At 37.8% G+C, this 15,744-nt stretch carries 11 protein-coding genes and 1 other annotated feature; all 11 genes read right to left on the bottom strand.

Going from position 1 to position 15,744, the window contains the following annotated elements; genetic code table 11:
* Window positions 1-80: 80 nt before the first annotated feature.
* Window positions 81-2,342, bottom strand: coding sequence for a HelD family protein (locus G7057_RS01840; protein ID WP_166160881.1), 2,262 nt, complete (start codon window positions 2,340-2,342; stop codon window positions 81-83).
* Between the two features lie 152 nt (window positions 2,343-2,494).
* The gene (locus G7057_RS01845) at window positions 2,495-3,370 is read right to left on the bottom strand and encodes a homoserine O-succinyltransferase (protein WP_166160883.1); all 876 of its coding nucleotides are present in this window, start codon (window positions 3,368-3,370) and stop codon (window positions 2,495-2,497) included.
* Complete coding sequence (locus G7057_RS01850) at window positions 3,371-4,648, bottom strand: O-acetylhomoserine aminocarboxypropyltransferase/cysteine synthase family protein (protein WP_166160885.1); 1,278 nt, start codon at window positions 4,646-4,648, stop codon at window positions 3,371-3,373. It lies immediately after the preceding gene.
* Between the two features lie 64 nt (window positions 4,649-4,712).
* Window positions 4,713-4,963 (bottom strand) — a binding site (T-box leader).
* Between the two features lie 64 nt (window positions 4,964-5,027).
* Complete coding sequence (locus G7057_RS01855) at window positions 5,028-6,242, bottom strand: acetyl-CoA C-acetyltransferase (protein WP_166160887.1); 1,215 nt, start codon at window positions 6,240-6,242, stop codon at window positions 5,028-5,030.
* A 20-nt stretch (window positions 6,243-6,262) separates the two neighbouring features.
* A complete protein-coding gene (locus G7057_RS01860) occupies window positions 6,263-7,030 on the bottom strand; it encodes an SDR family NAD(P)-dependent oxidoreductase (RefSeq protein ID WP_227004619.1) in 768 nt (255 codons plus the stop codon).
* A 224-nt stretch (window positions 7,031-7,254) separates the two neighbouring features.
* The gene (locus G7057_RS01865) at window positions 7,255-8,187 is read right to left on the bottom strand and encodes a VOC family protein (RefSeq protein WP_166160889.1); all 933 of its coding nucleotides are present in this window, start codon (window positions 8,185-8,187) and stop codon (window positions 7,255-7,257) included.
* A 155-nt stretch (window positions 8,188-8,342) separates the two neighbouring features.
* The gene (locus G7057_RS01870) at window positions 8,343-8,993 is read right to left on the bottom strand and encodes a hypothetical protein (protein WP_166160891.1); all 651 of its coding nucleotides are present in this window, start codon (window positions 8,991-8,993) and stop codon (window positions 8,343-8,345) included.
* Between the two features lie 66 nt (window positions 8,994-9,059).
* A complete protein-coding gene (locus G7057_RS01875) occupies window positions 9,060-9,722 on the bottom strand; it encodes a DUF6320 domain-containing protein (protein ID WP_166160893.1) in 663 nt (220 codons plus the stop codon).
* The gene (locus G7057_RS01880; protein WP_166160895.1) at window positions 9,719-11,125 is read right to left on the bottom strand and encodes an alcohol acetyltransferase; all 1,407 of its coding nucleotides are present in this window, start codon (window positions 11,123-11,125) and stop codon (window positions 9,719-9,721) included. Before G7057_RS01880 ends, G7057_RS01875 begins: the two co-directional genes overlap by 4 nt.
* Entirely contained in the window at window positions 11,088-12,077 is a 990-nt protein-coding gene (locus G7057_RS01885; RefSeq protein WP_227004620.1) for an alpha/beta hydrolase, read from the bottom strand. The genes G7057_RS01880 and G7057_RS01885 overlap by 38 nt, the downstream gene beginning before the upstream one ends.
* A gap of 117 nt (window positions 12,078-12,194) precedes the next feature.
* On the bottom strand, window positions 12,195-15,461 hold the full coding sequence (locus G7057_RS01890; protein WP_166160897.1) for a DEAD/DEAH box helicase: 3,267 nt from the start codon (window positions 15,459-15,461) through the stop codon (window positions 12,195-12,197).
* Between the last annotated feature and the right edge of the window lie 283 nt (window positions 15,462-15,744).

Consider the following 15,744-nt stretch of genomic DNA (forward strand, 5'->3'; position numbering starts at 1 on the left):
AAGATACAGTCTCAATTTTCGACCTGAATCTCTTTTTTTTAAAAAAAGAAAAGGCTGAGAAAATTCTCAGCCTCGATTTGCTAATTCACTTGATAAGTTGATTCATCGATACCATCTAATAATGGTGATTGGTCATTGGACACAACGACATATAATTCATGCATCGCACGACTAAAGATTGTATACCAAATTTGGTGATAACTCTCTTTAGATAAATCAGCTAAACTATCAGCCGTGCCAATTCCCACAGCAACATCAAACTCCAAGCCTTTCGCTAAGCTAATCGGCATCAAAATTAATGACTTGCTTAAGAAATCATCTTCATCGTAAATGGTTTGGAAATCTAATTCCCAATTCTGAACAACTGCTTCAAATTGCTGAGCTGCTTTAACAGTTGGCGCTAAGAGTGCTACTCGCTCTCCTCTTGCCAAACGTCCAGAAATTCGTTCTCTTAATTCTTCTGAGAAATCATCCTCATCAGCGTAGAAAACAGTCGGTTTTTCTCTTGAGCGAATGGGTTTAGCTTTCCGCTCGCTTAAACTTGCAAATTGATCAGCGAACGCCATGATTTCTGCGGTTGATCGGTAACTCGTTAATAGCAAATGACTTTCAATCGCTTCTTCAGCAAAAATTGCTGACAATTCTTGTTCACTTAATCGATTTTGCCAAATGTTTTGGTTTAAGTCACCTGCCATCACATACTTAGCACGCGGATATAACTCTTTTAGAAGCTTTAATTGGAAAGGCGTAATATCTTGAATCTCATCGATACAAATGTACTGATACGATTTCTGTTGCATGATTCCTTTCATCTGAAGCAATAAAGCATAATAGGCAGTCATATCTTCAATAGACATCTCTTTGTCTCTTAACGTCTCAACAACTTGTTTAACGTGCTCTTCCCATTCTTCTTTCGTTACACCAAATGATGATAAATCAACCAATTGCGGTAGCACACGTAGAAAATGAATATACTGGGCAAGGAAGCGGATATGACTTTGATTGTTGATTTTTTTCTCAACCACTCTAAAGGCTTTGGCTACAATTTCTTTACGAATATAGCTTTCCATACGAGTAATATCATGAGTTTTGCGCTCAAACTGATGCATGCTTGATTCTGATAGATGTTGCAATTCCTCATCTACCCAATCTGCATTAACAGCTTCTTCCTTGAGTATTTCTAATTTTTGTAAGAGCTGGACTCTCAATATTTCTAGTTTTGCTGCTAGTGAGCCTTTACTCTCAATCGTATTATAATAAAATTCAATTTCTTCTTTAGAAATGAGCACCTCGTCATTCAACAAAATATCACGGAATCTCAAGTGCTTTTTCTTCAGTAAGCGACCATATTTTTGCATAGCTTCATAGGCTTCCAAGCTTCCTTTTACGGCATTAAATGGTGCCGCCCCACCAACATCTGCTGATAAGAGGTCAAATGAAGGCAAGCGTCTCGTCATAAATTGCGAGAAGGTATTCCCTTCCACATCCCATTCACCAAGTGATGGTAACACTTGTGAAATATAAGCTTGGAAAATACGGTTAGGTGAAAACAGTAAAATATCCTCTGCCTTTAAGAAGTTGCGGTAGGCATATAACATATAGGCAATTTTTTGCATCATAACAACGGTTTTACCTGAACCTGCTACACCTTGAATCAAGACATTCTTCGAAGTTGATTCCCGGACAATTCTATTTTGTTCTTTTTGAAGAGTGGCAATAACAGGTCCCATTTGATTAGACGAACTAGATTCTAATACTTCTAATAAATAAGGATCCCCCATAACATTATCTGTATCAATCATACCCGTAATATGACCATTCTTAACACGGAATTGACGTTTCAAATCAACTTGGAAAGCTTCTGAATGTTCGCCAAAGCGCAATTTAACGGTATCACCTACGTTACCTTCATAGTAAAGGGCAGATATCGGCGCACGCCAATCCACGATGAGATTATCTCCTTCATCAAATAGAGAGCCAATCCCAACGTAAATTTGTTCTTCTTCATTTTCTTCAATATTATGGTAGTCAATTCGTCCAAAATAAGGGTCTTCTTGCATTTTAGTTAAAACGGCACGGCGGTTTTGAACTTGATTTAATTCATTACTTTTAATGGTTAAGTTTTGTTCAAACTCTCTTAATTCGCCTGAAGATTCCCACATTGCTTCGTTGGAGCTATTATTAATCTTAATGGATGATGACTCTTTTAATAATTCTTTTTGTCTTTCTAGTTTTTCAGTGTATTCATATGAGAGTCTATTATTTTCTTTTTCAATCACAGAGACTACATAATCCATCCGGCTTTGTTCTTTGTTTAATTCAATTGATTCATTCTCTACCACTGGGTAATCTCCTTTCGCCATTCTTTTATATCTATTATGCTTCACATAACATTACAAAATTATACCATTTCCCATTTATTATTTCCACGTCCTAAATTGATAAAAGAGTTCCCAACCTTTCTCCATTTCGAAAGGATGAGAACTCTTCACTATTATTTCATTTGATAAATATACTGAATCCAGTTAGACCATAGAAGCTGACTAGCGTTTTTCCAAGCTTGCTGGTGAGGGGCAGTGCCTTTTACTTGACTATTTTTCGGTTGTTTAATAGCTTCCCCCTTAGACAAATCTCGTTCATATTCTTTTTGCAGGGTATCTGATTCATACTCTAAATGACCAAAAACAAACAAATCATTCTTATCCTTAGTCGCGATGATATCTGGTCCAAAATTAGGATGGCGAGATAATAAATCTAACTCTGCTATTTTTCTGATATCCTCTTCCGCTATAGAAGTATGACGAGATTGCGGTACCGAATAGGTTGCTTGAAAGCCATTCGTATAAGGATGATTTTGATCATTAATATGATAATCAAACACACCAAACAACTTCTCATTCAATGATAACTTATTAACCTTAAACAATTGATTCAAAGCAAATTGGGCTGCCCAACAAATGAATAGACGCTGAGATACATGGGTTCTAGACCACTCCAAAATCTCTTTCAATTCATCATAATAATTAACGTCTTCGAAAGGCAAATGTTCTACTGGTGCTCCCGTGATAATCAAACCATCGTACGTTTTGTCTTTAATTTTTGAAAAATCAGTATAATAACGGCTTAAATGCTCCTTACTGACATTTTTACTTTCCGGAGATGTTAAGTGGATAAAATCAACTTGAATAGTTACGCCACTTTGACCCAATAAACGTAATAATTGACGTTCGGTATCTGTTTTCGTTGGCATCAAATTTAAAATTAAAATTTTTAAGTAGCTTGAACATCGAGGCAAATCTTCCGCAAATACAATTCCCTCTCCTGCTAACTCACTAGCAGCCGGCAACCCTTTTGCAACGATAAGCGTCATTTAGATCACTCCTAGCCCTTTTTCTAAATCAGCAATAATGTCATCGATATGCTCGATTCCTACAGAAATACGAATCGTTTCTGGTTTAACACCACCATGCGCTAATTCTTCTTCCGTTAATTGACTGTGTGTCATAGAAGCTGGATGAACAACTAACGACTTAGCGTCACCCACATTAGCTAGTAATGAAAACAGTTCTAGTGCTTCGATAAACTTAACACCTGCCTCCAGACCACCTTTCACACCAAATGTGAAAACAGCGCCTGCTCCTTTTGGTAAGTATTTATTTTTCAAGTTATAATAAGGGCTATCTTCAAGTCCAGCATAGTCAACCCACTCTACTTTATCGTGCTGGTTTAAAAACTCCGCTACTTTCTGAGCATTCTCAACGTGACGTTCCATTCTTAATGCTAATGTTTCTAATCCTTGTGCTAATAGGAACGAGTTAAACGGTGAAATAGATGCGCCAGTATCTCTTAATAATGATGTTCGAATCTTCGTTACAAATGCCCCTGGCCCAAATGTATCTGCAAATACGATACCATGATAAGACGGATCTGCTTCACTCAACCCTTTAAATTTATCATTTTGCTTCCAATCAAAGCGACCGGACTCAATAATCGCTCCTCCAATACTGGTTCCATGCCCACCAATAAATTTAGTTGCTGAATGGACAACAATATCTGCTCCAAAATCAAATGGTCGGCATAGATAAGGTGTCGCAAAAGTATTATCAACAATCAAAGGAATACCATGCTGATGAGCGATTGTTGCTAGAGCTTCAATATCTTCTACATTACCTTCTGGGTTCCCAATGGTTTCAATAAAAATAGCTTTTGTATTTTCTTTAATAGCTGCAGCAACATCATCCGTATTTTTAGTGCTCACAATGCTGGCTTCAACACCATAATTTTTAAGGGTGTGTTTAAATAACGTATGAGTTCCGCCATATAAACTAGAAGTAGAAACAATATGATCACCGTTATGAGCTAGCGTCAGGATAGCGTAAGTAATAGCAGCCATACCGGAAGCAACAGCTAAACCTGCGCTCCCACCTTCTAGCTCAGTTATCCGTGCTTCAAAGGCAGATGTTGTTGGATTCATTAAACGTGTATAAATATTTCCACCTTTAGCTAGTGCAAATTTATCGGCTCCATCTTGTGTATCCTCAAAAACAAATGACGTCGTTTGGTAAATTGGAAGTGCGCGTGCTCCTGTTTGATCAATTTCTAAACCTGAATGAATTGCTTTTGTTTCAAATCTGTAATCCTTTGTCATCATATATTCCTCCCGTTATCTGTTTATATAAAAAAAGCTTCCATCCTCCACGTCTTGAAAAAACGTAAAGGGTGAAAGCTTTAATCACGGTACCACCTTTATGCGTCATGCCATCACTGACATAACCTCACAGAGTACGTCTCAAAAATAGATAATACTCGTCCTCTGTAACGGGAGTTCCCGAGTAACTCTAACCATTGGCTCAAATTACTTTTGCTCAGAGACCATTTTCAATAATGCCGTTTAACTTGTTTTCACCAACCACAAGCTCTCTACCTAAACATTCTTATTTACTTATCTCGTCATCGCGACTCTTCTATTCTGCTATTAATTAGAATCATATTAGATTAACATTAAAAAGTCAACATCTTTTTTATTATTAGTCAATGGTTGGGTTTTTAAGAATAATTGCGGTTCCCATTCCGCCACCGATACAGAGCGTTGCTAAACCGTATTTAGCTTTTTTTTCTTTCATCAAATGGATCAAAGTCACAATAATTCGGTTGCCACTTGCTCCAATTGGATGACCCAGGGCAATGGCTCCACCATTTAAATTTGTTTTAGCCATAAGCTCTGTTTTATCAATCGTACAGCGTTCTGATAATTCATGAATCACACCTAAAGCTTGAGAAGAAAAGGCTTCGTTTAATTCAATCACATCAACATCAGCCAATGTTAATTGTGCTTTTTCCAATACTTTTTCAACGGCTGGTGTTGGACCTAATCCCATAACTGATGGGTCAACACCGGCTTGTGCTACTGCAACAATTTCAACTAATGGTTGAAGATTGTGATTTTTCAAGTAGCTCTCGCTCACCACAACAGTTGCGCTGGCACCATCATTAATACCAGAAGCATTTCCGGCAGTTACACTACCACCCTTTTTAAATGCAGGGCGTAATTGTGCCAGTTTATCCAAATTAGTTTGGCGGTTTGGATACTCATCTTGATCGACAACAACTGTCCCCTTTCTATTGGTCACTTCAACGGCTGCTATTTCTGCTTTAAATTTTCCAGCATCCATAGCTGCAATTGCTTTTTGTTGCGATTCAAAGGCAAATTGATCTTGTTCTTCTCTTGTAATTTGGTATTTTTCAACGATATTCTCAGCAGTAACACCCATATGATAACCTTCGAAGGCATCTGTTAGTCCATCGTGCAACATATGGTCGACTACTTCAAAACTACCCATTTTATGACCGCTACGGTTGCGTCCCGGAATGAGATGAGGCGTTTGACTCATAGATTCAACACCACCTGCAACAATCACATGAGCGTCTTCCGCTCGAATGGCCTGAACAGCATTCATAACTGCTTTCATGCCACTCCCACAAGCAATATTTAATCCAGTTGCTGGAACTCTGACTCCTAATCCAGCTTTAATGGCAGTTTGTCTCGCGATGCCTTGTCCTTGCCCAGCCGATAATACATTCCCCATCAGCACTTCATCAACATCATTTAAGTGAACGTTACTCTCTTCTAAAGCAGCCTTAATTGCTACACTTCCTAAATCACCTGCTGAAACATCTTTCAAAGAGCCTAAAAAAGACCCAATCGGTGTTCGTTTCGCTCCCACAATATATACCTTTTCCATAGTGTCCTCCTAAGCGAGCATTACCCTTGTTTTTTCTTTTGCTGGTGACCAGCGATTTTAATAACTAATGACCGTGGCGCCAATCTTGAAACCACTGCTGCGGCACGAATACTTTTGCCGGGCACAATAACGGCTTTCTTTTTAAACATTTGCTGAACGCCATAAATAGCACAATCCTTGGCAGTAATGCTCTTCAAGTTGAATGCCGCACCTGCTACTTGATTGAATTCTGTATCAACCGGTCCTGGACAAAGTGAACCCACATAAACCTGGCTGTTTTCTTCTAGTAACTCTTGGTGAATAGCGGATGTCAAACTTGTGACATAGGCTTTACTAGCGTAGTAAGTTGACATATAAGGCCCTGCCGGCATCAACCCAGCTACTGATGATACATTTAAAATATAGCCTTTATCTTTTTCTTTAAAATCAGCTAAATATAATTTAGTCAACAGATGGACTGATTTAATGTTCAAGTCAATCATTTCAAATTCTCGCTCTATGTCCGATTCTGCAAATGATCCAAAAGAACCAAATCCTGCTGCATTAATTAAAATGGTGACATCAAGATTTCTTGTTTGTTCATAAACTGAATAACAGTCTGATTCTTTGTTTAAGTCTGCTACGATAATATGTGATTTAGTTGGTAATACTCTGGCAAGTTCTTTCAAACGGTCTTCTCGTCTCGCCACTAATACCAATTCATAACCTCGTTTGCTCAATTGGATGGCTATTTCTCGTCCAATCCCTGAGCTGGCTCCTGTCACAACGGCCACTTCGTTTTTCATCATCAAACCCCTCTTCATCTACTTTCTAAAGATAAGTATACCCTTTTAAGGGTCTGCACTCTATCATTCTTGATTGAAATTAATAATTATTTAAAAGAAAAAGTTAGTTATCGCTACTGATTTCTGATAACAGCAGATACAGCTCCTTTAGCTAGACTGTATCTTATATGACTAAAAAAATGCTGCTAAAACCAATTCAGGGTCTTAGCAGCACTATTCTTAATAACTTAATCCAATGAACGAACTTCGAAGCTTCTTAAATCTCTTGTTAATTCATCACGTTTCGGTTCATATTGAGTAGGCAGCATAACCTCGCTACCCATTGTTTCATAAGACTCATCATGAGCAAATCCTGGTGTATCTGTCGCAATTTCAAACAAAATATTGCCTTTTTCACGGAAGTAAATCGCATCAAAGTAATTACGGTCGCGAACTTCTGTAACGTAGTGATTGTGACTTCTAACATGTTCTTGCCACTCTTGGTGGTCTTGTTTATCTTTGGCACGCCAAGCAATATGGTGAACAGTTCCGACACCCATGCGGCCTTCAGGAACAGCAGTTTGTTTAATATCAACCGTATTCCCAATATCTGCTGATGAGCGATAACGCACGAGATCATCTTCACTGGCTTCTTTTTCAAGTCCCATTGTTTGAGCAACAGTGTCATTGGTTGATTGTGGATCTGTTGAAAATAGGACAGCTCCTGCAAATCCTTTAATGGCAACATCAGCAGTGACGTCACCAAATGCCCATTCGTTTCTTTCGCCCCCCTCTCTCTCAACAAGTTCTAAAATCAAACCGTGATAGTCGGTGAATTGAAGATAGTCTTCACCGAAACGACTTGTTTTTGAATAAGCAATGTTAAATTTGTCTAGACGTTTTTCCCAAAATGGCATTGCTCCTACAGGTATCGCATACGATGTGATACCGACTTGCCCACCACCAATTTGTCCTTTAACCGCTCTCTCCCATGGGAAAAAGGTAATAATGGTCCCAGGTTTTCCGCTCTCATTCCCAAAATAGAGGTGATAGGTGCCTGGATCGTCAAAGTTAACGGTTTGTTTAATTAAACGAAGTCCTAGTACCCCTGCATAAAAATCAACATTTTCCTGAACGTTTCCTACAATCGCTGTAATATGATGAATACCAACTGTTTTCATATATTATTCCTCCTTTAAAAATTTCTTGATTAAATGTTTTATTATTTCGAATTCGAGATAATTATAACGTGGATTTTATTTTTCGTCAACCTTTTACTACTTACAAAAAAGAAGAGCTTGAGACAAACGTCCCAAACTCTTCTTTCATAAAGCATCTATTCATTTATTTGTAAATTCTTGATTTCAATCAATGTTTCCTCTGGAACAGCAGCCATCAATTGTTGTTCATTTCCAACTGGCACATCTAAGAAGATTGGCATAGCCGATTGATTCGGATGTTCACCGAACTCACTTTCATCGAGAGTAAAAGTGACATTATCCCATATAGGCGTATCATTCACAACAAAGTTCAATTGAAAAGACAGATTCTTTAAAGGGTCTCCAATACGATTAATTCCCATAAAGAAGGCTTGCAAACTACCATCATCACGCTCAATATAATAACCTGTATAGCTTAATGTAAAGAGACCAATCTCACCTAAATCAGGATTAACTTCCGTAAATTCCGTTGCTACAGCGATAACATCGTCATAAAGGACTGTTCCCTCGTCTTTTTTCAATGTATCGGGAATATATAAAGTTAAACCATCTGATTCTCCAGACATCTCAGATTCAGATTCTGTTGTTTCTGACACAACTTCGCTCTCTATCGAACTCACTGACTCCTCTGAGTCAACGTCGCTTGTTGTAGAAGATATTTCGGTTGGTACATCTGACGATACTGTCTCAGTTGTTGCATCGTTGCCGCCATCGTTTCCACAAGCTGCCAATAAAAAGACTGCTGTAAGCCAAGCCCATTTCTTCATATTCTCCAACTCCTCTCCTCATACTATAAGGATACCATAGGGTTGGACTTTATAATAACGATATCCCTATATAAACGTCCGCTTATGCAGCTCTTTAATCATTTCTTTGCCTTGGAAAAATAAAATAAGCGCCAGCATAATTAGGCTTAGAATAATTGACGTCCATGCTGGTATCGGATTATAAACCCAATGAAAGAGTAAAAACAAAGCAGGTATCAGCCCTAATAAACCAGCTGCCATCAAGTAAAGAATATAATCACCTACTCTAATTTTAACAAACTGCACACTCGCTAACATACCTACTATAGCTGAGTTGCACATAATCGGTACTGCATAGGTTGTCGACCAAGACGACCATCCCATCAAGTAATCCATATATACACAAACAAGCGATAAAAAGACCAATAAATATAAAATACTTTTAGCCAAATTACGACGTTTTCGAATCAAAATTAAAGCCACCAACCACATGGTGATAATCCCGATAAAGGCGCCTTGCAAGCCTTCAAAACGCCCTTGCCATATTAAGGCAATGGGGTATGATGCAAAAACAATTAAAATCGAAATAGCTGTTAATACTTTTAGTCCTCTTTGACGATTGTATTTTAGTGGGACGTCTGGGTAAGGATTATCACTTACTTTTTGAGTTACATCTAACTCTTGATGACAAAGCGGGCAAGTCTCCCAATCCCCTTTGATTTTGACTTGGCAATGTTCACATTCTCTCATTTTTTTTCGCCTCCTAACTCTTCTGCTGTTACCTTATTAACCGTTACAGTTACAGGGATAGATTTGTCAGTCAGCATGCCAACATAAGCACGTTGAATATCCGTTTCAACAAAGGGAGATGTAAATGAAATGGTTAGAACGTCACCATGGCTAATTGCACAAAATTGCGGACGAACTGCGATCGTATGAAAGTAAACTTGATTAACATACGGGTCAATCTCTTCAGGAAAAGCAACTCTTCCAAGATTTGAAATTGCTAGTGTTAGGTTTTTGTTGTTCCGTTTATTAATCAGCTTTAATACGATATCCTTCAAAGGTCGAATAATGATTCTGCCGATTGGATGATACTCAAACATAATCAAACGTGTCAGCCATTCCTCTAGACTTTCCTTGGTCAATTGCGGTTCTAGCTGATTCTTGAGTTCTTGGCATATCTCTGTAAGACTATTTTCTTTGTCTGGTGAATAAGTATAAGTCAAACGGGTTGTAGAGAAAAAATTACGAGCAGTATGAGACGGGAAAAATTGTCTTAAGTTTACGGGTACAGATACCGCAATCGTTTCAATTCCTTTAAAATCCTTAGCAGTTTGTTTAACTGATTCAATAAAGAGCGCTGTTAAATATATGGTTAATGAAGCCCCAATTTTTTTAGATTCAGTTAATATATCCTTGACTGGCATCTCAAGTTCAACGACTCGTGGCCGATTATCAGCCGTATAGGTTCCCGTTACTTGATAGATATTTTGTGATTGTCGTTGTTCAGCCACTGGCATAAAAATACTTGCCGGCTTTTTAACATATTGGCTAACAGAAAAGCCAGTTTTTTTACCAATTTCACTTAGTGACTGGATGGCTGATTCAACTGACTCTAAGAAGCCACTCTTGCCTTTTTTACGAAAGTAAGTCGCAAAACTATCTTCTAGCAATTGTTGATGGGTTAAATCAGAAGTTGTTATGTCTTCTGTTATCGTAACCTCTTCATGCTTAAGTAAAATATATTCCTTTAACAAATCTTGTAAAAACCACAACGCACCAGTTCCATCTGACAAAACATGAAACACTTCGATGCTAATTCTTTTTTTCCAGTAGATAACTCTAAATAAGAGCTCTCTCTTATCGAAATGGTATAGTGCTTCACAACTGGGATTGGTGTCTAATTGGACGATTGGTCGTAAGTCACTTTCTTCCAAATAGTACCAAAACAAGCCTCTTCTCAAGACACTGTGATAAAGCAAATATTGATCATAAACTTTATTTAAGGCCTGCTGTAGAATATCAGGATCGATTGTTTCAGAAAGCTCAGCACTAAAACGGAATACTTTTGTATCTTTGCGTGACATAGCAGCTAGAAAGATATTAGAAGCATTATCCAGCCTCACCCAATTTTTTCGATGTCGTATCATTCTGTTTTCCACTTGTTTCACTTCCTTCTAAATTTCCATCTAGAAAATCTTTAATGAGTTGATAGGTTTTTTCAGTAATATCAGTCATGCTAGATCCTGTTATAAAATCATGGACCGTTCCAGTAGCTTGGAAAATACGTGTTGGTGTTCCAGCTTCTTTCATTTGGATGCCATATTCTTCTCCCTCATCGCGAAGTGGATCAAATTCAGACGTAATCACTAGCGCTTCAGGCAAACGAGAAAAGTCATCTGCCATCAAAGGTGAGATATAAGGTGACTGTCTTAACTCCTCATCAGGTTCATACATTTCCATATATTCCTGCATTTTTTTAGAGGTCAATCCATAGTCATAACCGTTCACACGAATACTGTCAAATGGTGCCTCTTCTGTATGATCCCAATAAGTGACGGGATTAATTAATATTTGTTTACCAGGCAGAGCTTTACCTTCATCTCGTAGCTTCTGACAAACAGCAGCTACCAAATTACCACCTGCTGAATTCCCAATCAGATTGATTTTAGATATATCGGTTATGCCAGTTAATTCAGTATTATTCGTAAGGATATCAACCACGCGGTAGCAGTCTTCAAATCCTGCTGGAAAAGGATGTTCCGGTGCTTTGCGATAATCAACCGACAGCACTGTTCGACCTGTTAAATCTGCCATTCGAATACAATCTTTTGTATAGGTATCGTTATTTCCTAATACCCAACCACCGCCATGAAAAAACAATAGCAGATCGCGTGCTGTTCGTTCTTTAGGATGAAAAACTCGAATGGGAATGGAATGACTGCCATCTTCAGAATAAACACTTCTATCAAATACCCGATAAGTATTTCTAGGTTTATAAGCAAAGAAATCTTGTAGTTTCCTTACCCAAACATAGTCCTCCTGCATATCAATTTTCGGCGAAGATAATAATTTTAAGGCAACTTTAAAAAGTGGATTCATGGATCATACCTCATTTAGATTAATTGTTTTTTATAGCATGGCTGATAGAGCCTCAGTTTGTCAAGCAGCAAATCAAAAAGAGAGGTCAGGAGTTTAATCCCAATCTCTCTTAAAAGCTTATTCACTTAGTATAGCCATTAATTCCTCTTTACTTAACGAAGTCAGTGATTGTTGCTCATCGGAAATAACTTGATCGATTAATTGGCGTTTCTTATCTTGAAGTTCACTAATACGTTCTTCAATCGTGCCGCCACAAATCATTCGAATCACCTGAACGACATTCTTTTGTCCAAAGCGATGGACACGGTCGGTCGCTTGGCTTTCTACAGCAGGATTCCACCAGCTATCATATAGAATAACTGTATCGCCACCCGTCAAATTGAGGCCCGTTCCACCAGCTTTTAATGAAATAAGGAATAGGTCTTTTTCCCCTTCATTGAAACGGGTCGTCAAAGCTAAACGCTCTTCATTTGGTGTTTTGCCATCTAAATAGAAATAATCATATCCTAATTTAACTAGCTCATCTTGGATTAAAGCTAACATTTGAGTAAACTGCGAGAACAAGACGACTCGGTTACCATTTTCTTTAGCGGTTTCTAAATACTCAAGTAGTCTCAGTAATTTGGCTGATTCTCCCTCGTAGTTTGGCATAACTAATCTTGGGTCACAGCAAATTTGTCTGAGTCTTGTTAAGCCTGCCAAAATTCTGATTTTATTTTCTGCCAACTGCCCTTCAGCCATAAAAGCATTAGCTTCATCTCGGACTAAGGCTAATTGCGATAAATACAGAGCTTTTTGTTCTTCACTAAAGTCAATGTATTCAATCGTTTCAAATTTTTCTGGCAGTTCTTTTAGCACATTTTTCTTCAGTCGTCTCAGTAGAAACGGACTAATGCGACGGTTAATATCGGCTATCGGCATTTCCTTAAAGGCTTTTTTTGTTCCTAATAAACCCGGTACTGCAATTGAGAAGATCGAATATAGCTCTCCTAGTTGATTTTCTAAAGGCGTTCCACTTAAAGCAAACTTATTAACCGACTGTAAGTCTTTCACCGCTTTAGTTGTTTTGGCGGTATTATTTTTAACGATTTGAGCCTCATCTAAAATAACAGTTCGAAACAGGGTATCGCTATAATCAGCTACATCACGAATTAAAACAGGATAGGAGGTAATCCACAATGGGATTGCTTGCTCTTTCGCGTATTTAATTTGTTGCTGACGTTCTTCTTTATTTCCTGTTATGAGTATCGTCGGCACATCTGGGATAAATTGCTGACTTTCTTTTTTCCAATTGTAAAGAACACTCGATGGACAAACAACGAGAATAGGCTTGTCCTGTGATTCAATTAAAGAGGCAATAAATGCCAGTGATTGAACGGTTTTCCCTAATCCCATATCATCAGCTAAAATACCACCAAAACCAAACTCATCCAAAGTTCGTAACCATTGATAACCTTCCACTTGGTAGGGTCTTAAATCCGCTACAAGTGAGTGCGGTAGTTGGTAATCTTGACTATCAACAGTGGTCATTTGATTTAAGAAGGTCATAATATTCTCTTTTAATTCAGACCGCTCTAAAACATCATCGTCAATAGAAAAGAGCTTATGCAAAGGAAGTGCCATTTCTTTTTTTATTTTACTGGTTCGAATATCCATTTTCTGTAAAATAGACTGATATTCTTGGAACGCACGGTCCTGTAAATTGACTAACTTCCCATTCGATAGGCGTCGGTATTTTTTATTAGCGATCAAATCTTGCATGATTTTCTTTAATTCACTATCGTCAATTCCTTCCATGTCAAAAGTGACTTGCAAGAGATTGGATTCCCTATCCATATCAACGACAAGTTGAGCGTGACTTGGTGAGTTATAAAGTAAATGATCAAAACTTGACGATGTATATACATCCATCAGTTGACTAAATTCGGGTAATGCTTCGTAAAGGAAGCGGTAGACTTCATCGAAATCAGAAAGTAACATATGCTGGTCTTCAAATTCAAAATCAAAATCAAAACTATATAGCAAATTTAAAACACGGCCTTCTCCTTCTAAATCCAATACAACTGAATCAGGTAACCCTTCTTCCTCGTTAAAAACAGTTGTTGGATGGTAAACATAATCACCATAGTGAAATTCAAGATCAACAATTAAATGATCAGTCGTCCAATCCAAGTAGAGTTTCGGTAGTAGCCGTTCCTTTTTAAAGCTCTGTTTAACGGTCTCTGATAATGTAATTGGAAATCGTTTTGATAAAGACGGCAATGAGGTTGTCAAAAAGTCTTTCATCATAGACTTAGGAATAATCACATGGTGATCTTCGTTTTCTGACAAAGCATTCGCTAAAATCGTCAGCATCCGAATTTCTTCATCTGTTAAGAAGAAAATATCATTGCGCTGAATCAATACTTTTTGGGTCGGGAAAAGATAAAACATATTAGCTTCCGGATCAATTAATGAAAAATGAAAATGGTCTGGCTCATCTTCAAGCTCTGCCATCTGAAAAGGAACAGGTAATAACAATTCGCCTTCTTCAAATAAAACAGGATCGTTTAACCGTTCTTGTTCAGAGTCACGATGGTTTATTTTAATGGTGTAGTGGCTCATAAGGGTTATTTTTTCTAAGGTTCGTTTAATTAGAGCTGGCTGAATATCAATTTCACTTTTATTAGTCGCCGTATATTGGCGGTAGAGTTGATTTTGAAATTGATAGTTTTTAATCTCCAATAAGAAATACAGCATATCCCTGTCTTTACTATCAATATAATGTTCGGCGGGATCATAAGTAAATGATTTACCAAACATCATAGGCTGTTCTTTTAAAAAAGATAAGGCTACTGCTTCAATATCCCTCATTTGATAAAGTTTGTCTTCACCAACTTTTATTCTTACTGAGCTCTCATCATCATTTTCTAGCGATCGAAAGGCAAACTGATAATCAAAAACAATTTTTTTACGTCCTCTGAAGCCTGTTTGGGCATCTAAGAAATCAGACATTTGTTCCATAATATACTTTGCTGCCACATATTTCCGGCTATTGACGCTATAAGTCAATGAACCTACTTTTTTCGAAAATCCCTGCCGTTTTTGGGCATCTTTGATAATATCATTGTAAAGGTATAGCAAGGCTATGCTATGCTTACAAGCCAAATGATCTGAGTGTTTTTGACACGCACACTTCAACTGTAACTTTTCAGTCGTATTCAAGCGTATTTTGACTTGGCATTCTTGGTCAACATAAGCTGATAGTTCAATCACATCATGCATTTCCGTTAAGACAATGTTACGAAAGGCTTGTTCTCGGTAAATGCGTCTACCAAAACGAATAGCAGAATCAGACAAAGCTGCTTCCCTTATAACTTCTTCACTCACTAACTTCCATTTCATATCTCGGATAGGCCCCCTGAAAAGTTCTCATTCTCTTTATTATAACACATGCCCAATCTAACGGTAATGCTCACTTAAAATCTCCTTTACTTAATCAGCCTTATACCATTAAAAAAAAAGAGGCTGGGAAATAACACCAGTCCCTAAAATAGATACGTCTAATTGTTGCGTAAACGTGCTCAAAAAGGCAGCCCCGACGTCACTTTGTCATCATTGTTGTTGCTTTAGAAACTTACAATGATGATACACTTGGGCTAAAAGCCCACAGTGCATCTTTCAATGC

Origin of the sequence: Jeotgalibaca arthritidis, from assembly GCF_011100465.1 — a bacterium.
GTDB classification, from domain to species: Bacteria; Bacillota; Bacilli; order Lactobacillales; family Aerococcaceae; genus Jeotgalibaca; species Jeotgalibaca arthritidis.

Coding starts and splice junctions, on each gene's coding strand:
- G7057_RS01845 (WP_166160883.1), bottom strand. CDS start 3,370: ATGACGCTTATCGTTGCAAAAGGGTTGCCGGCTGCTAGTGAGTTAGCA.
- G7057_RS01850 (WP_166160885.1), bottom strand. CDS start 4,648: ATGACAAAGGATTACAGATTTGAAACAAAAGCAATTCATTCAGGTTTA.
- G7057_RS01855 (WP_166160887.1), bottom strand. CDS start 6,242: ATGGAAAAGGTATATATTGTGGGAGCGAAACGAACACCGATTGGGTCT.
- G7057_RS01860 (WP_227004619.1), bottom strand. CDS start 7,030: ATGATGAAAAACGAAGTGGCCGTTGTGACAGGAGCCAGCTCAGGGATT.
- G7057_RS01865 (WP_166160889.1), bottom strand. CDS start 8,187: ATGAAAACAGTTGGTATTCATCATATTACAGCGATTGTAGGAAACGTT.
- G7057_RS01870 (WP_166160891.1), bottom strand. CDS start 8,993: ATGAAGAAATGGGCTTGGCTTACAGCAGTCTTTTTATTGGCAGCTTGT.
- G7057_RS01875 (WP_166160893.1), bottom strand. CDS start 9,722: ATGAGAGAATGTGAACATTGCCAAGTCAAAATCAAAGGGGATTGGGAG.
- G7057_RS01880 (WP_166160895.1), bottom strand. CDS start 11,125: ATGATACGACATCGAAAAAATTGGGTGAGGCTGGATAATGCTTCTAAT.
- G7057_RS01885 (WP_227004620.1), bottom strand. CDS start 12,077: ATGAATCCACTTTTTAAAGTTGCCTTAAAATTATTATCTTCGCCGAAA.
- G7057_RS01890 (WP_166160897.1), bottom strand. CDS start 15,461: ATGAAATGGAAGTTAGTGAGTGAAGAAGTTATAAGGGAAGCAGCTTTG.